17 protein-coding genes and 1 other annotated feature are annotated in these 17,739 nt (G+C 58.0%); of the genes, 2 read left to right on the forward strand and 15 right to left on the reverse strand.

Annotation, left to right across the window (positions count from 1 at the left end; translation table 11 throughout):
* Positions 1-93 precede the first annotated feature (93 nt).
* The 14 genes from IDH41_RS21660 to lepB all read right to left on the reverse strand — a co-directional run bounded on the left by IDH41_RS21660 (position 94) and on the right by lepB (position 14,575).
* On the reverse strand, positions 94-1,974 hold the full coding sequence (locus IDH41_RS21660) for an arginine--tRNA ligase (protein WP_190864758.1): 1,881 nt from the start codon (positions 1,972-1,974) through the stop codon (positions 94-96).
* Between the two features lie 46 nt (positions 1,975-2,020).
* Positions 2,021-2,253: a binding site (T-box leader), on the reverse strand.
* Positions 2,254-2,348: 95 nt separating this feature from the next.
* Positions 2,349-3,224, reverse strand: a complete 876-nt coding sequence (locus IDH41_RS21665) for a hypothetical protein (protein WP_223829937.1) — start codon at positions 3,222-3,224, stop codon at positions 2,349-2,351.
* Positions 3,225-3,382: 158 nt separating this feature from the next.
* Entirely contained in the window at positions 3,383-4,006 is a 624-nt protein-coding gene (locus IDH41_RS21670) for a hypothetical protein (RefSeq protein WP_317890792.1), read from the reverse strand.
* A gap of 339 nt (positions 4,007-4,345) precedes the next feature.
* Positions 4,346-4,657, reverse strand: coding sequence for a rhodanese-like domain-containing protein (locus IDH41_RS21675; protein ID WP_190864764.1), 312 nt, complete (start codon positions 4,655-4,657; stop codon positions 4,346-4,348).
* 24 nt (positions 4,658-4,681) lie between these two features.
* A complete protein-coding gene (locus tag IDH41_RS21680) occupies positions 4,682-4,993 on the reverse strand; it encodes a YbjQ family protein (protein WP_190864766.1) in 312 nt (103 codons plus the stop codon).
* 81 nt (positions 4,994-5,074) lie between these two features.
* Positions 5,075-5,410, reverse strand: a complete 336-nt coding sequence (locus IDH41_RS21685) for a DUF3889 domain-containing protein (RefSeq protein ID WP_190864768.1) — start codon at positions 5,408-5,410, stop codon at positions 5,075-5,077.
* Between the two features lie 58 nt (positions 5,411-5,468).
* A complete protein-coding gene (locus tag IDH41_RS21690) occupies positions 5,469-6,293 on the reverse strand; it encodes a VanW family protein (protein ID WP_190864770.1) in 825 nt (274 codons plus the stop codon).
* Positions 6,294-6,306: 13 nt separating this feature from the next.
* A complete protein-coding gene (locus tag IDH41_RS21695) occupies positions 6,307-6,924 on the reverse strand; it encodes an NUDIX hydrolase (RefSeq protein WP_190864772.1) in 618 nt (205 codons plus the stop codon).
* 24 nt (positions 6,925-6,948) lie between these two features.
* A complete protein-coding gene (locus tag IDH41_RS21700) occupies positions 6,949-7,512 on the reverse strand; it encodes a GNAT family N-acetyltransferase (RefSeq protein ID WP_190864774.1) in 564 nt (187 codons plus the stop codon).
* A 244-nt stretch (positions 7,513-7,756) separates the two neighbouring features.
* Entirely contained in the window at positions 7,757-10,780 is a 3,024-nt protein-coding gene (locus IDH41_RS21705; RefSeq protein ID WP_190864775.1) for an efflux RND transporter permease subunit, read from the reverse strand.
* Positions 10,781-10,805: 25 nt separating this feature from the next.
* A complete protein-coding gene (locus tag IDH41_RS21710; protein WP_190864778.1) occupies positions 10,806-11,495 on the reverse strand; it encodes a response regulator transcription factor in 690 nt (229 codons plus the stop codon).
* The gene (locus IDH41_RS21715; RefSeq protein WP_190864780.1) at positions 11,473-12,951 is read right to left on the reverse strand and encodes a HAMP domain-containing sensor histidine kinase; all 1,479 of its coding nucleotides are present in this window, start codon (positions 12,949-12,951) and stop codon (positions 11,473-11,475) included. Before IDH41_RS21715 ends, IDH41_RS21710 begins: the two co-directional genes overlap by 23 nt.
* 142 nt (positions 12,952-13,093) lie before the next feature.
* Positions 13,094-14,014 (reverse strand): DUF4184 family protein, encoded by a 921-nt coding sequence (locus IDH41_RS21720; protein ID WP_190864783.1) that lies wholly within the window; start codon positions 14,012-14,014, stop codon positions 13,094-13,096.
* A gap of 18 nt (positions 14,015-14,032) precedes the next feature.
* On the reverse strand, positions 14,033-14,575 hold the full coding sequence (gene lepB / locus IDH41_RS21725; protein ID WP_190864785.1) for a signal peptidase I: 543 nt from the start codon (positions 14,573-14,575) through the stop codon (positions 14,033-14,035).
* 159 nt (positions 14,576-14,734) lie between these two features.
* Here lepB and IDH41_RS21730 point away from each other — a divergent pair, with 159 nt between their 5' ends.
* On the forward strand, positions 14,735-15,952 hold the full coding sequence (locus IDH41_RS21730; protein WP_190864787.1) for an MFS transporter: 1,218 nt from the start codon (positions 14,735-14,737) through the stop codon (positions 15,950-15,952).
* Positions 15,949-16,569 carry an HAD family hydrolase gene (locus IDH41_RS21735; protein ID WP_190864789.1) on the forward strand — a complete coding sequence of 207 codons (621 nt, stop codon included), beginning with the start codon at positions 15,949-15,951 and terminating at the stop codon, positions 16,567-16,569. Before IDH41_RS21730 ends, IDH41_RS21735 begins: the two co-directional genes overlap by 4 nt.
* A 21-nt stretch (positions 16,570-16,590) precedes the next feature.
* Here IDH41_RS21735 and IDH41_RS21740 read toward each other — a convergent pair.
* A partial coding sequence (locus IDH41_RS21740; RefSeq protein ID WP_190864791.1) for an energy-coupling factor transporter transmembrane component T occupies positions 16,591-17,739 on the reverse strand: 1,149 nt, incomplete at its 5' end.

The raw sequence follows: 17,739 nt of genomic DNA on the forward strand, positions 1-17,739 counted from the left end.
ATGCAGCCTCCTTCCGTTCATCGCCGCCTAATGCCTGTACCTCTGCGTTAAACTATATGACAGGCCGTCCGATTGCATGAATGGAATATGCGGCTACATCCTCCTCGGTGCCGGGAGGCCGAGAAGCCCGAGCGCTTCCCGCATCGCGTCCCTGTACCGTCCGGTAAGCCAGAGACGGAAATCGCGCCGCGATCGGTCTGCTTTCAGAACCGGGCATGAGGCGTAAAAATGATTGAACTTCGAAGACAAACCGTGGACGTACGCGCACAGCTGATTCGGGGCAAGCTCCTTCGCCGCGTTCCGCTTGGCGTCCGGCCAATAGGCAAGCTCTCTGAGCAGGCTGCGCTCCTGCTGCTCCAGCTCGTCGAAGGCCGCGGCTTCCGGCGGGGGAGCGGCTTCCGCCCCCGCCTTGTCGATTACGCTGCAGGCGCGGGCGTAAGCATAGAGCAAGTAAACGCCGGTATTGCCCGAAATTTCCGTCGCTTGCTCCAGGTCGAAGACGATCTCCGTCTGCAAATAGAACCGCAGCAAATAATACCGGATCGAAGCCGCCGCAATGGCCCGGCTGGACAGCCCGGCTTTGCGGGACCGCTTGCGGTCGATCGTCTGTTCCATCCGGTCCAGCAGCTCCGCTATTTTAATGCCGATGCCTTGCCTCCCCGACATCGCGTAGGCATGTTTGCCGTCCGATGTATCGATGCCCAGCCCTTTTGCCGTATCAGGACTTAGCGACACGACGCCATAGCCGACGTGGCTGAGGCGGTCCGCTTGTTCGGCGTAGCCCAAAGCCCTCAGCGCCTGCTTGACGACCTCCTGCGGATAATGCTGTCTCTGATCGATGACATTGATGACTCGGTCCGCATGGCCGAACTTTTTCTTCGCGCCTCCCGGATGCGTCGTCCAGAGTCGGTCCGCGAACTTGCGGTAGCGGAAATCTTGGCCGAGCAGGCCGAATTTCCACAGGTGGTAAGCGATATCCTTCGCCGTATAGGTTAATATCCCGTTCGACCGTACGAGTACCTTGTCGGCCTGATAATCGCCATCCTCATCCGCTTCACCTCCGTCCAGGGCGGCCTGCCGCAGCACCCAGCAGCCCTGCAGCTTGCCGGACGCGACCCGTTCGAACACCGGCGTATTGCGCAGCAGATCGAAGGCGCTTGACCAGAAGCCCTCCCTGACGATGCCGCTCTCCCATACGAGCACGTCGTAGGCGATGCCGAATTGTTTCATTTCCTCGACATGCTCGCGTACGATCCGCTCGGCCGTCAATAATCCAAGCCAAGCGATTGAGGAATGACCCTCCTCGAGCCCCTTCAGCACCTTCGTCCGCTCCTGCAGAAGCCCGGGATTCTCCTTGTAGGCCCGGTTGACGCGAGCATACGTCTCCCAGCAAAAATCGCCGAACCGGACATGCGGCCGCTCCGTCTCCGTATGCAAAATCCCGACCACCGTATCGGCCAGCTGATTGCCGAGATCGTCGATATAGTTGTGGACCTCGACTTGATAACCTTCGCCGGCAAGCATTCTCGCCAGCGTGTCGCCGATGCATGAGTTGCGTAAATGGCCGATATGCGCCGACTTGTTCGGATTGATCGACGTATGCTCGATCACGACCTTCTCGGCCCGTCCTTTGACCTCTGCGGCACGGCCGGCTTCCGCCTGCCGCACCGCCCACTTCGGCCAATCCAGAAAAAAGTTAAGGTAGCCGGGCGGGACCGCCTCGATTCGGCTAACAACGGCGCCGAGGTCCGGGATGTTAAGCAGCTTCTCCCGCAGTTCGTTCGCAAGCTGCAGCGGAGCGCGCCTAAGCGTCCTCGCGAGCGGCATCGCGACGCCGCAGCTGTAATCCCCGTGCTCGAGGCTTACGGGATGCTCCAGCGCGACTTTGAGCTGCGCCGGCCGCTCCCGGCCTCCTTCCTTCAATAATTGCTCCAACGCCTCTTCGATCGCTGCCGTAATCCGATTGCCGATCATGGCCGTCCCTCCTTCAGGTCAAATAAAAAAGCTCCCGTCTCTTAATCAAAGAGACGAGAGCCGTAGTTCCCGCGGTGCCACTCTAAGTGCCGGACTCTCGAACGGAGCCAGACCACTCGTTTTTCGTAACGGTCGTTGACCGGATTCGCCTACTTCGGATCAGTCGGTTCGGCAAACCATTTCATGGGCCCGCTTCGCGCAAGACGTCCGTACCGGCTTCCACTGACCCGGCTCGCTGCGACTATCCGCCTTGGCTACTGTCCCAATCGACAATGTTGTTGTTTGAAAATTCAGTAAATGAAGTTGAAAATAGTTATACCGCAAACACTCGGCGATTGTCAAGGGCGCGTTCGCCTTATCGTTGCCCGCCTCCATTATTTCGCAAGCGGCATCGAGCCCGCGGACGACGGAGCTTTGCGAAGCGTCGACGCCCCTGCAGCCAGGGAGATCAAGAAGCAGACGGCGGCGGCGATCGGAAGCGCAGACCATTCGAATACGGTTTTGCCCAAGTACGTTTGCCAGCCTATGGCGATCACTCCGGCCAAATAACCGATGCCGGCGACATGTATGGCGCTTCGGCGCGCCGTTCCGCCCGGCGAGGAACGCTCCGCCAGCCATGCGACGAGCGGCACGGCTTGAAGAGCATGGAAGCCGAGGCCGTGCAGCCAAATGATATTGCCGTCCATCCCGGTGAACCGGCTTTGCCCGACCGAAATCCAAATGCCCGCGGCGAACGACAGCATGACGGCAATCATCGAATAGCGGATGGCCACAACCATTCCGGGCCGAAGGCGGAATGCTCTCGAGCGGAAGAAGAGAACCGCGAAAACGAGATAATACAAGACGAGCATAAAGGCAACGAATGCGAATGCGTTGCCGACGGCATAGTCGAACGCGGAACCGTTCTCGACGAAGCGGGGATCGACGCCCCTGAAATTTTGCACGTTCTCGGCGAAGTAAGAATAGAGGGCGAGCACGATATAGGACCAGCGGAAGAAGGCTCTGCTCTTCTTGCCCATGGCGGACAGCGGCACGATCGCCGCCGTCGAGATCAGGAACATGCCCAGCGCGGCGTTGAAGGAAAACGCTTTGGATACGTCGCCTTCCGGAGCGACCGCTCCCCCGTTCACAAGCACGTATATGCCGCAGATCGCCGCGAGCAAAAAACCGAGCAAGCCTGCCGCAACGAGCCATCCTTCCCCTTCAAAGAGCTTTGCCCTTCTGTCCGGAATCATGCTGCTGCTTTTCATCATTGTTCATCACCTGTCCTGTAAAGTTTCGATACATTCACTTTACAGGAACGATATGGTTCCCCGTCACCGACGCGGGAATGAAACCCGAATGGCCGTAGGAAGGACGTCTGGCCAGACCAAAGTCCAATAGACAGTGGGACCGCCGGCCGACGACGCTACGCCCGCTTCCGGGCGAGCGCGACTATAGGCGATGCGGCCAGCGTCCGGCGGAAATTGATGTTCAGCGGCGGATAGGCATAAAGCGGTCCTTCGTAAATCGTCTCGATCGAGGGATGCACTCTGAAGTCGTTCGGCGTCACCCGGGCAGACGGACGGTTCCAGAGCGATACGCCGCCGCCGTTTATTGCTTCGGCCACGAATTGGGAACAGAAATAGGCTTGCTCGGGCCGATAATCAATGTTCAGAAGCACGCTCAATACGCCCAGCAGATTGTAACGATAATTCTCCTTGTTCCGCTCGACATCGCGTATGAAGCCGATCACGCGCTCGCGCTGCCGCTTCGTCACCCGAAGCCGCAGCAGCGCGCAGGACGTGTTCGGGAATTTCCGGTAAACGCCGTCTTCTACGTATTCCCGGACGAATCCCGCCGCCAGCGGGTTGTTCGGGCGCTTCCGCCCGAAGCTGTATAATTGCTCAAGCCTCTCGTCCAAGGCGATCGATGCGTGATTGTACGGTGCGCCCGTAAAGGCTTTGATCATTCGCGTGAACAGCGTGCCGGTATCCGTCAGCAGGATGTAGATGCTCTCCTCCGGATTTTGCGTTAGGCTATTCTTTTCCACGGTAACCACCTCTTCGTTGCCTGAAATCGAATCGTGCGCGACTGGCGTTCCGCGCTGTTGGTTCTAATATAGCATCAGGTCCTAAAAGTAGATAGTACCAAATTCCCTTAGTACCGTCCGTCGAATATGAAGCGCTGCAGCTTCAAGCAACATCTCTATCTGAACGGAAAATTAGGAGGACGAAAGTGGGTGCCCATAAGGATAAGACGCGAAATGAAGACGAGCAAGCGATAGCGGGGATACTACGTCTACGAGAAAAAGGAGCCGACTCCAGGTCACCTCATGACCGATGGAGACAGCTCCTTACAATTCATCGAATATTGGCGGTTGAAACTGCGGCTATTCGCCGTACGCGACGTCGCCGGACCAAGCCAGCATGCCGCCGGTCACGTTGACGACGTTGTAGCCTTGGGCGTGCAAATAGTCGCATGCCCTTCCGCTTCTTCCGCCGCTGCGGCAGATGAGCACGATCTCCCGATCGCCCTGCCGAAGCTCGCCAAGCCGCTCTAGAAGCTCGGACAGCGGTATGCTGCGCGCTTCCTTGATATGGCCGGCCTCCCATTCGTCGGTCTCGCGTACGTCCACGAGATTGACCGTTTCGCCTTCCTTCAGCCTAGTTTCAAGCTCGGCCGTCGATAATTCCGGATACATGATACCAATCCCCTTCAAGCCTGATTAATAACGGACGGCCGTTCCGCTAACGGCAACCATCAGCATGCCCTCCCGCACGACCTCGTAATCGATGTCGATCGCGACGATCGCGTTCGCGCCGAGCCTTGACGCCTGGTTTTTCATCTCCTCGATCGCGACGTCCCGCGCTTCCTTCAGCTTGTCTTCGTATGCGCCGGACCGGCCGCCCACGATATCGGTAATCGACGCGAAGAAATCCCGGACGACGTTGGCGCCCATGATGGCTTCGCCCGTTACGACGCCTATATATTCCTGAATCGGTCTGCCTTCGATCGTCGGCGTTGTCGTAATCAGCATAGCATAAACCCCTTTCGCTTTCCTAAGCGCGTATTTTGATCATGATTGTAGTACGCCGATCCCGGCTGCCGAGTTTCAACTTCACGGAGCGAGCTCCATCATTCGAACCTGAACAAGACGATCGGTGTCCGCATTCACCTTTAGGCTAACACGAATGCCGAATTCGCGCGATCCTTTCTGCAGCCGGAGAACGAACCTCTCCTCCGCTTGCCCGCCTTCGAGCTTCGTCCGGCCTTCGTATTTATAATCGACGATCGAAGCGCCTTGGTATGCCTTTGCGGTCTCCTCCATCGCCAGCCTCCCCCACTTCGCGTACGAAGGCTCTGCGATCAGAGCGGCCTCTTCCGAAGATATCGCTTCCGAATGCGTCAAGCTCAGCAGGACGAATACGGCTTTCATGACGAAATGGCGAAGCATCCTATCCCTCCCTTGCTAACGATTAAGTTGGTAATAGGGTCGCCCAATTGAAGCGAGCCTATTCCCGGGTAGGCTCCAGCAAGGGGGAATACATCATCAGCGCGCGGTTTTCCGTCACGTATTCGTCCGAGAGGACTTCTCCTTCCAAGCCGTACACATAGCGGTGAATGAGGTTGCTTCTTAAATAGCCGCCCCACGGCAAAGACTCGATCCGGTGATCCTTCTCGTATACCTCGTAGACGCGGCGAGCTTCCGCTGTCGATCGCCATTCGCCGACAAGCTCGTTGTCCGTGACGCGAACCCGCAGCTGGTAAGCGTCCGCCGTCGGATTATGAATTTGCAGATCGAGATAATTGTAGGCGCATGTCGCGCCGCTGCCGAACGGCTGCGTCCTCCCCGCATCCGGGAACACGTCGTAGCTGTGCCGGTGGCGCTCCGTGACGCGAAGGGGCGTGTGCAGCGCCATCCAATAAATCAAATTGGACATTTGACATAAGCCGCCGCCGATTCCCGCCTTGTAGCTGCCGTAGAACAAAACCATGCCGTCCGCGTACCCTTTCCGCTTGGTCGGCTTGCCGATCGTCCGCCAATAGGAGAACGTCTCGCCCGGCTTCAGCAGAAGGCCGTCCAGCCGCTCGGCCGCGAGCTTCAAATTAACCGTTTTATTCGTATGCATCCATAGCTCGACGTCCCGAAGCTGGCGGTACAACGGCGTGGCATGCGCAAAAATCCGGCAAGGCAGGCTCTTATCCGATTTTTCCTTGGCGATTGCGCCGCGAGAAAATATCCATCTGGCGTAGCGTTTGGCCGTGAACCATCGTTTCCCGGCGGCGAGACGAATCCTTGAACGCTTGACCGGACGAAGACGCGAGTAATCATGCATGAGATACGTCTCCCTAATCCAGCCGCACGTCGGGCGATAAGCCCTTCCGAATGTCGAACAGCCACTTCAGTTGCGCTTCCGTATTCCTCTCGACCGATAGTTCCGGCAGACTTGTTTCGTCAAAAAAATCGGCCCCTAGCGTCTCCATGCCGGCGGCTAATTGTCCGCCTTCGATCTCGCACAATACGAATATTTTGTAGGTGTGCCAAGGGGAAGGCGGATGGTCGTGGAACTTCTTGTCCAGCACGCCAAGAAGGCGCTCCGGCAGCACATCGAGACCCGCCTCCTCCTTCACTTCCTTCCTGACGACCTCCTTCGGCGATAATCCGACGTCCGCCCACCCGCCGGGCAGCGCCCAGGCGCCGTCGATGCGCTCCTTCACGAGCAGCAGCTTGCCGTCCTTGAAAACGACGCCTCTGACGTCTACTTTCGGCGTCGCATAGCCGGTTTCGCCGGCGAACAGCCGTTTGACCTTGTCCGTCTCGACTTCCGTGTATTCGTTCATGATCTCGATGCTTAATTGCCGAAGCTGCTCGAACCGTTCCAAATCGTAAATGTCCTTCGAATACGCCAATCCCGCTTGGCTGATCGCTTGAATTTGCTTGGCCCACTCCAGCCATTTCAATTGCATGTCCATCCCGCCTCCGCTTCGATTCTAACGATTTAGAAAACCGGCGAGCCTGTCCTTCGCGGCCGGCCATTCCTCGTCGGTTATACTATAAACGACGTAATTTCTTTGATTGTATTTTTTTCTGAACAATCCTTCTTTCACCGCGCCTAACCGCTCAATCGCTTTTTGCGAACGGACATTGTCCGGGGTCGTTATCAATTCCACGCGCACCGCCTCCCACTGCTCGAAGGCAAATTGCAGCAGCAAAAATTTGCATTCCGTGTTGACCCTCGTCCGCCATACTTCGGGCGTATACCAAGTGGAACCGATATTAAGGTTCCGATGCCGCTCCGATATTCGCAAATAGCGGGTCGTGCCGACTATTTTGTTCAGTTCGTTGTCGAACACGGCATAAGGGTATTGATCGCCTTCGCTTCTGCTGTTTAAGGCGGCTTCGACAAACCTCTCCATTTCCTGAAGAGAACGGATCACCATCGGATAATTCGACCATATAGCAGGGTCGGACGAGCAAGAAAACAGCGGCTCGGCATGCTCCTTCAGCAACGGCAGCAGCGAAACCCTTTTCCCGTTTAGTTGTGTAAACGCCAAAGTCTCACCTCTGTTCGATCGTTTCGAATAACGGGCAGTTCCCCAAGTTTAACCAAATCCAGTATACCAGACGTCATCGTTCAGGGAATCAACTAATTTTCGAATCGGCTGATGTCATCCGCGCGAAGCGATCGGTTCATCCATGAAATTTATGATCGTTATGGATTCGATAAAAAACCTTCCCGCAGGACCAAAGCTGGCCTGCGGGAAGGTTATACCGTCATTGACACCATCTAAAAATCGCTTATTCCGAAGCCAGCTTCTTTTTCTTCCGGTTCATCACTTCGTACACGATCGGCACGATGATCAGCGTGAGCAGCGTTGAGCTCGTCAAACCGCCGATTACCGTAACCGCCATGCCCTTCGAGATCAGGCCGCCGGATTCGAAGCCGAACGCGAGCGGGAGCAGCGCCCCGACGGTCGCGATGGCCGTCATCAGAATCGGACGAAGACGGGTGCCTGCCGCCTCAAGCAGCGCTTCGCGGACGGACAAGCCTTCCTTCTCCTTCTGGATGACGCGGTCGATCAGCACGATCGCGTTCGTGACGACGATGCCGATCAGCATGAGCGCCCCGATGAGCGCGGTGACGCTTAGCGTCTCGCCGGCAATGAGCAAGCCGACCAAAGCGCCGATTACCGTGAACGGCAGCGAGAACAATATCGCGAACGGCGTTAACGCTCCGCCGAACGTTATGACAAGTACGAGGTATACGATGGCAACCGCAGCCAGCATCGCAAGGCCGAGCTGGGTGAACGATTCGTTGATTTGCTCCGTTACGCCGCCCATTTCAATATTGGTTCCGGCAGGCAGGTCTCTCTCGTCAATCAGCTTCTGCAAATCGGCGGATACTTTGCCCACGTCGGACGACGTCACGTCCGCAGTCACTTCCGCATAAACGCGGTCGGCCCTTCTCGTAATCGTGTTCGGGGACTCGCCTTCCTCGATTGTTGCGACATCGGCGAGAGATACCTGCGTTCCCATCTGGTTCGTCAGCTTCACGTTTTCCAGATCCGCTTTTTCGTTATAGGTTTTCGCTTCGACCTTCACGTACACGTTAAACTGCTCGCCATCCTTCTCGACGGTCGTCAGCACCGGACGTTCCCGCACGGGACTTAGCGCCATCGCGATTTGACCGGCGGTGAGACCGTTTTGGCTCAGCTTCTCCTGATCCGCGACGATCCGGTACTGCTCGTACGTTTCGGACAGGCTGGAGCTGATGTTTTTCAAATCCTGATGATCCTGCAGCTTGGCCGTCAAATCGTCGACGACCGGCCCCAGCGATTCCATGTCCGGCCCGTATACGAGCATCGAGATGCCGGAACCGCCGAGACCGCCGCCCGTGAAGTCCTGCTGCTTCCATTCGCCTTTGCCGCCAAGCTCCTGCAGCAGGGGCACGATTCTGTCTTTTTCCGCGATGAAATCCTCAAAGTCGTCTTCGTAGCTCAGGTTGAACAAAGCCTGCTTCGAAGCGCCGGGGCTGAACGGGTTTTGCCCGCCTACCGCATATTGCACGACCGAGACGCCTTCGCGGTCAAGCAGCCGCTCTTCCGCTTTCAGCGCCATCTCTTCCACCTGTTCGCGGGTTTCGCCCGGAGCCGGATTATACGAGACCACCATCATTTTCTCTTCGTCGCCCGGAATGAAGCTTACGCCGATGACCGGTACGATGAAGAGACTGCCCGCGAGCAGCAATACGGCAAGACCGAACGAGACAAACTTATGGTTAAGCGACCAGCGAAGCACGCTCTTGTACCAGCCGGCCAACCGTCCCGGCTTGTCGTGATGCTCTTTGCCCGGTTTGATGCCTTTGCGGAACATCATATGCGCCAGCATCGGCACGACGGTAATCGCTACGAGCAAGGAAGCAAGGAGCGCGAAAACGATCGTTAGCGCGAACGGCAGGAAAATTTCCCCGATCATGCCGGACACGAGTCCGAGCGGCAGGAATACCGCGATCGTTACGATCGTCGACGCCATAATCGGAACGAACATTTCGCGGGTGGCGTCCAGAATGAGCTCTTTGCCGCTCAGCTTCTCCGTTGAAAGCGACATGCGCCGGTATACGTTCTCGATGACGACGATCGAGTCGTCGATAACCCGGCCGATCGCGACCGTCATCGCGCCCAGCGTCATGATGTTGAGCGTAATGTCCATTTGGCTCAGGATGAGGAGCGCGATCAGAATGGACAGCGGGATCGATACGACCGCGATTACGGTGGAACGGATGTCGCGCAGGAAGATCATGATGATGACGACGGCGAACAAGGCGCCGATTACCGCTTTGCTAAGCATCGTTTCGACGGATTTCTCGATCGGCTCCCCTTGGTCGAGCGTCGTTGTAATGGTCAAGCCCTCGTTCTTGTCCTCAAGCTCCTTTATTTCTTCCTTGACCTTATTGACGACGTCGACGGTGTTCGAGTCGGCCGCCTTCACGATGTTCAGGCCGATCGCGTCCTTGCCGTTCGTGCGGGAGACGGACTCGGCTTTGCCGACGATGCTGAGCTTCGCGATATCGCTTAGCTTGACGCCCGGCACGACGACGAGGTTATTAAGCTCATCCTCCGTCTTGATGTTGCCGTCGACGACGACCGATTTCTCCGTTTCGCCGAATTCGAAAATGCCGAGCGGCACGGAAACGGCCGATGCCTGGATTATTCCTTTGACCATATCTTCGGTCAAGCCGAGCTGCGCCAGCTTCGCCTGGTCGAACGCGAGCTCGCCTTCCATTACGTTCTGACCGGACATTTGGACGCTGGCCACGCCTTCAATGCCTTGCAGTCTCGGCAGTACGTCGTCCTGAACAGCCTTCGTCAGCTGCTCCAGATTCAGACTATCGTTCGACAAGCTGAGCGACAGCACCGGGAACGCGTTCAGGCTGATCCGGGATACGGACGGATCCTGAACCCCTTCGGGGAACGCCAGCTCGGAGAGGACGTTCTTCACCTCCGCCTCCGCCTTCTCCATGTCGGTTTCGTACGTATATTCGATGACGACCGACGACGCGTTCTCCATGGAGGTCGAGCTGACGTTGTCGACGCCCTTCAAATTCCGCGTCCGCTGCTCGATCGGCTTCGTTACCTTCTCCATGATTTCTTCCGGCGCCGCCCCGGGATAGACCGTCGTCACGCTGACGATCGGCACCGTAACGTCGGGCAGCGTCTCCATCTTCATGTTCATGCCGGAATAAAGTCCGGCGATCAGCACGATCAGCGTCAAAATCCATAAAGCGAATTTGTTGTTCAACGAAAATCGGATAATGCTCTTCAAATTAAGTCCACTCCTCGTCTTCTATCTATACTTTGAACCGGTAGCCGACGCCCCAAATCGTCTCGATGTATTGCGGATTCGACGGGTCGTGCTCGATTTTCTCGCGCAGCCTGCGGATATGGACGGTTACCGTCGCCGCGTCCCCGTTCGAATCGAGGCCCCAAATCCGCTCGAACAGCTCCTCCTTCTCGAACACGCGGTTCGGGTGGGAAGCGAGCAGCAGCAGCAGCTCGTATTCCTTCGAAGTCAGCATCGCTTCCTCCTCGTGAATCATGACCCGGCGCGATAACTTATCGATGAACAGCCCGCGAATCCGGATATGATCGCCCCGCTCGGACTTGTCCGCCGTCAGCCGCTCGTAACGGGCGAGATGGGCTTTCACGCGGGCGACAAGCTCGCTCGGGCTGAAGGGCTTGGTCATGTAATCGTCGGCGCCTAGGCCTAGACCTCGAATTTTGTCGATATCCTCCTTCTTGGCCGTCACGAGGAGAACGGGAATGTTGCTCTGCTGCCGGATTTGGCGGCATATTTCGAAGCCGTCGACCTTGGGAAGCATCACGTCGAGCACGATCAAGTCGTATTGGCCTTCCAGCGCCTTCTGCAGGCCGGCGTCTCCCCTGCCCTCGATATGGACGCCGAAGCCGTGGCTTTCCAAATAATCGCGCTCCAGCTCGGCGATCGCCTTCTCGTCTTCAATGATAAGTATGTTCTTCATGATCATCTCCACTTACGGCAGGCGCCGCGATCGGCAGCGCGAGGCAGAAGCGTGCGCCGCCCTCCTTCGCGTTCTCCGCCCATACTTCCCCGCCGTGCCCTTCGATAATTTGTTTGACGATGGCGAGCCCGAGGCCGCTGCCGCCTGTCTCGGAGTTGCGGGACTGCTCGGCGCGGTAAAATCTGTCGAAAATATACGGCAAATCCTCCTCGTCGATGCCCGGTCCCGTATCCTCGATTTCGATGACGACGCGTTTCTCCTTCCCACCCAGCCTGACGAAAATTTCACCCGCGGCTTCTTCCCGCTGCTGACCCATGTACTTTACGCAATTGTTCAAAATGTTCGTGAGTACCCGGCTTAGCTTATCCGGGTCGGCCGCTACCGGGATCGGCTCGGCGCCGCCTTGCAAATACACCAGACGAATGCCGGATTTCTCCAGATCGAACCGCTGCTCCTCCAGAAAATGCTGCAAATACCGGCGAATGTCGATGACCTTGAAATCGAATGCCACCGTCTGAAGGTCAAGCTTGGAAAAAAGAAAAAGCTCGTCGATCAGCTGGTCCATGTCCGCCGCCTTCCGGTATATCGTCTGCATATACCGGCTTCGCTTCTCTTCGGTATTGGCGATGCCGTCGAGAATGCCTTCGACGTAGCCTTTAATGGCGGATATGGGCGTCTTCAAATCATGCGAAATGTGGGACAGCAGCATCTTTCGGTTTTCCTCGTACAGCAGGCTTTGATCGATCGATTGCTTCAGGCGGACGCGCATTTCCTCGAAAGCGGTGCTCAGCTGGCCGATCTCCCCCTTCGACTTCGTCTCGACCTGCTGCGACAGGTCGCCTTCCTTCATTCGAAGCGCGGCCGCTTCCAGCGTCTTGATCGGCTTAATGATGCTCCGTGACACGAAATACGTCAGCAGCAATCCCGTCAAGCCGATCAGCGCGAGCGTGAATACCGTGCCGACGCGCCGACCGTAGAGCGGCACCGGATCGTTTCTTCGAAATAGGACGGCGCTGCCTTTGCCTCCGTCGGGATAGTCGAACGCGATCGCGCTCGTCTCGAAGCGAAAGCCGTTGAACGTGACGGTGGAGGGCGGATTCGCAAGCAGCCCTTGCCAATTTTCGTTCGGGGATGCTTGCCTCAGGAACGGCGAGACCGACGTTATTTTGCCGTCCCGCGAAATGATCAGACCTGCCCACAGCTCGCCTAACCGTTGCTGGATTTCGGTTACGTACGCCGGCTTCTCGAGCTCGCCCGCATCGTTGCGAAGCACATACGACAATTCGCCGTATACGAGTGCCTGCTCGTAAGGCTCTTTGTCGACTCTGTCGAAATATTGCTTTACGTCCTCGATCCCGTTCGCATGCACGACGAACAGCAGAACGACGCTCATTAAGATGAACGGAACGATGACCATCGCCAAATACGACATGTACAGCTTTACTCGAATAGACAACCGCGTTACCGCCTCGCCAAAAATGCATTTATTTGTTGAATCTATCGTTTATCATAAAGGCTATTTCTAAACGAATTTGGAACCAATTCTTACAAAATTATTACGTTTGGTTGCATGGAAGCTCATTTATTTAACTGCCTAATTAGTTATTGTCATTAATTATTAATGTAGTAATAAGAATGACTGCGGATAGGATCCATATAAAGAGGATCCATAACCAGAGATGAAATCCGAATAACCCGGCCGCCAGCTTGTACAGGGCAATCGCGCCGAGGATTGCGAAAATGCCGATCCACCCTTTCGCTTCCTTCCCTGCGCGGGCCGAGGCGATACGCAAAGACGCCGCGAACAGGCCAACCAGCGACGCGGTAATCGGGGCGACGATCCATACGCCCAGTATCATGTAGTCTCCGGTCGAGATCAGCTTGCCGGCAAACAGCGCGAACGAGACGGCCAGTAGAAGCAGCCAGTTCGACTTGAAACGTTTAATCCCGCTTCCTCCAGCGTCTGCCGAACGCCCTTGGTTCGCCCTTTGCCAAATCCGCCATTTCCGGAACAGAAGATAGGCGGGCAAGGCGATCCCCAAAGCCGATAACGAAAGCTGGAGGATATGATAAAGCTCGTCACCTGCTAACGTCGCCCGTAGAAGCGGCAGCCTTACGACGAACCAGCCGCTTGCATGCGTCCAATTATCCAGAAACAGATGGCTTATGAAACCGATGAACGCGGAAAGGAAAAAGACGATCCAATCGGACGCCGAAGCAAGCTTCCAAGGGCGGACCGACGCCTTCGCGAACCGGTCGATCCTCCCGTAACCGGGCAGAAATTCGTGCAGCGACGGCAGAACGATGCGGTGGAAGGCAAAGGCCAGCGCGACGCATAGCGGAAATGCCATCAAAATAAAGCTGTCGATCGAGTGGCCGACCGACCGGAACGGCACCATGGCGATAAAGTATTCGAAGTCCGGAGCAAAGCTTCCGAGAATGAGTCCGGTCGCGCTCAGCCGCGGAACGGCTTTCTTAAGCGGCGCGGCATACAGCGCGTGCGAGAACGTAAATGGCACTAGGCGGCCTCCTCTCTGCTACTCGCCGAGCGTGCCGAATCGCCCGATCGGCCAAATCCGGAACACCGCTTTGCCTTCGATGCTGTCTCTGGCGATCGGCCCGAGCGTGCGGCTGTCCATACTGTTCTCGCGGTTGTCGCCCATGACGAACAGCTGCCCCGGCTCCACTTCGTACGGCATCGCGACGCTTCCCGCGAACGTCCGTCCTTTCGCGTAAGGCTCCTCCAGCTTTTCTCCGTTCAAGTATACGTCGCCATGCCGGATGTCGAGGACGTCCCCCGGAAGCGCGATAACCCGCTTTATAAGGCGCAGATCGCTTTCCGGCCCGTCAATGACGACGATGTCCCCGCGCTCGGGCTCATGCAACCGGTACGACCATTTATCCTCGATAAGACGCTGGCCTTCGACGAGCGTATTTTGCATGGATACGTTATGTACCTCCGATTGTGCGTATATGTAAGTTTGGAACAGCAGCGCCGCGACTACCGCCACCGCAAGCGATACGGTCCATTCCCGCAATTCCCGGGTCCAGCTTTTTTTCGGACGTTCTTCCGTCTTCATGTCGGTTCACCTCTTCGTCGTATTGTTTTGCTCGGCATAAAAAAGTCCATAACGTATTACGCCTTGCTGTGGAGAAAGTTTCCAAATCGCCATTGAAATTAAGCCGTGACAAAGAAAGCGCGTATAGGCTAAAGTGAGATTGAAAGGAGCATTCGTCCTATGAATACGATTTCGGCTTCGCAAAAAATGCTGTTCACAGTGATTACCGTCCTGTACTGGACATCCATGTACGTGTACGTGCCGACCCTCTCGCCCTATCTGAGCGGGCGCGGCCTGTCGCTTTCCTTTATCGGAATCGTCCTTGGCAGCTATGGCTTCGTGCAAATGCTCGTAAGGTTCCCGCTCGGCATCCTCTCGGACCGATCGGGCAAGCGCAAGCCCTTCATTTGGCTCGGCATGCTGACCGCCTGCCTAAGCTGCCTGCTGTTCCTTGTACCGGGCTCGTGGGTTTGGCCGCTTGCCGGGAGGCTGATGGCCGGCGTATGCGCTTCGACGTGGGTCGCGTTCACTGTCATGTACGCCGGCTTCTTCGGCGCCGGGCAGACGGGGCGCGCCATGGGCAACATCAGCGTCATGACGGTATCGGGGCAAATGGTCGGCATGCTGCTTAGCGGCTGGCTGACGGAAGGGTTCAGCGAGGATGCGCCGTTCATTCTCGGCGCCGCGATCGCGGCAACCGGACTTCTGCTCGCCATGCTGCTTCGCGAGCCGCAAGGAGGCCGGCGCGATCAGCCCGGGATGTCGCTCGGCATGGTCAAAAACGTCGTACGGACGAGATCGCTGCTGCAGGTATCGCTCCTGTCCATTCTCGCGCACGGCGTGCTGTTCATTACGATGTTCGGGTTCACGCCGCTGAAGGCGGAGGAGCTCGGCGCGAGCGGCTCCATGCTGTCGGTTGTCGTCTTCGCCTTCATGCTGCCGCACGCGTTCGCCTCCCTCGTGACGGCAAGATGGTTTACGCCGCGCTTCGGGTATTGGGGAACGATCGGCGCGGGATTCGTGCTGAGCGCGATTTGCACGGGAGCCATGGCATTTGCGGATTCGATCGCGGTTCTAGCTCTTACGCAGGCGATTAACGGGTTTGCGCAGGGCCTCCACATGCCGCTGCTGCTCGGGCTTGCCATTCGCGACGTGGAGCTGCCTGCGAGAGCGACCGCCATGGGCTTGTATCAGGCGCTTTACGCGATCGGCATGTTCTCCGGCCCGTTTCTGGCCGGTTGGCTCAACGAGAGCTGGGGATTGAACGGGGGCTTTTGGTTCGGCACTCTTCTCGGCGCGGCGGCGGCCGCTCTCGTATGGGCGTGGTCGAGGCAGGAGCGCAAGACGGCCGTTCGCTCCGGCAAGAGCAAGGCATTGGCCGAGGAGGCGAGCCTATGAGCCGGCCGCAGCTCGTGCTCGATATCGGAGGCGTACTCGCGGCGAACTTGACGCCGAGGTTCTGGCGGCTGGCCGCCGTTGAAGCGGCTGTCGCCGAACAGGCGCTCTACCGCGCGTATAAGGAGGAGATGAGCGACCGGCTCTGGACGGGCGCGATTTCCGAAGAGCGGTTTTGGGCTTGGATGAGGTCGTACGCGCCGGCGCTTACGGATGAGAAGGCTCGAGGCTTCATCGATGACAGCCTCGAGCCTTTGCCCGCGCTCGGCCGGCTTCGGGAATGGAGCGCGGCGGCCGATCTTCATGTGCTGAGCAACCATCTGCGGTCGTGGGTCGAACCGGTCATCGGTCCTTACGCGGACGTTTGGACGAGCGTGACGATATCGAGCGAAGTCGGATGCCGCAAGCCGCATCCCGAAATCTTTGCCCGCGTGACGCCGCATCTTCCGCCCGGCAGCGCCGTCCTGTTCGTCGACGACCAAGACAAAAACTTGCGTCAGGCGGCCCTTCTCGGCTGGCGCACCCTTCGGGCCGACGAAGAAGGCGCCTGGATCGAGCAGGTGCTCCCCATGCTGCGGGAGGATCGGCAGCGACCCGCTTCCAAAGAAGAAGGCACCTGAACCTTAGCAGGTGCCTTCATTCTACGGGATGAGCGCAAGCAGAACCATCAACGACGCGCTTGCCGCCGCGATCGCGAGGAGGAGCGCATCCGCCCGGCCGAAACGGAGACGAAACGCGTAGACCGGGTTCCGTTTCGCGTAACCGAACCCCCTCGCCTCCAAGGCGTCCGCCATTTGCTCCGCCGTCCGCAGCATCGAGCGCACGTACGGAATAAGGATGGAGCGCAGCATCCGCGGCGGCACCGATCGAACCGGCGACGCCGCCTTCCCCCTCGCATGCGCCAGCTTCGCGAATCTTCCCCACTCTTCCGCAAGCAGCGGAATAAAGCGGAATATCAACGTAACGAGCAGCGCTAACGAATGGACCGGGACGCGCAGGCGGCTTAGCCAGCCGAAGGTCTGTTCGATGGCGCGCTGCAGCCTCATCGGCGTCATCAGTCCGAGCAGCGGCATGCCGAGCAGCATGACGATCAGCAGCTTGCCGAATCGGATCGCGATCGGCAGCGCCTTCCCCCAATCGAAGCTCAGCGGGTCGAGCGACGTCCCGCCGATCAGGCAAAAGATCGCGATCAGCGTAGCATAAGCCCGAACGAGGCCAAGCCACGGCTTCAGCAGGGCGTTGAACGGCAGAAGCAGCAGCAGAGCCAGGACGGCGGTCAGCCCGACGTCCGCCAGCGACCGCTGCGCGAAGACGCCGGCGGCCAGCAGAAAGTACGCCGCGACGAGCGACCGCGGGTCGAATCGCTGCGCGCGAATGCAATCCTCGTTCACCGCAGCCGGAGGAGCGGCGTCTCGGGGGTTATTAGCGCCTGTGGCGTCGTTCGCGGAAGTGGTTACGGCAGTGGCTCGCGGGTCATTCGTCATGGCGGGAACAGCGATGGCGTGGACATCGTTTGCGGTAACGGGAATAGCGTCGGCCCGCGCGTCAATCGCATCAGCGCTGGCAGCGCCATCGTTAGCAGCGTAAGCTCGCGCATCATTCGCGGAGGCGTTAGCAGCGTCAGCCAGGCCATAAGCCTCCTCGGCAGCAGCAGCCGCGAGAGCGGGCTTCGCCAGCCGCGCAGCCAACATCGCCGCGACCTCCCGCGGCCCGGGCCACGGCGCCACACCGTCCGGCGCCGGCCAATCCGGCGGCAAAGCCGCCGCCGCGCGCAGCGCTTCCAGCGCGCG

Origin of the sequence: Paenibacillus arenilitoris, from assembly GCF_014705655.1 — a bacterium.
Lineage (GTDB): Bacteria > Bacillota > Bacilli > Paenibacillales > Paenibacillaceae > Pristimantibacillus > Pristimantibacillus arenilitoris.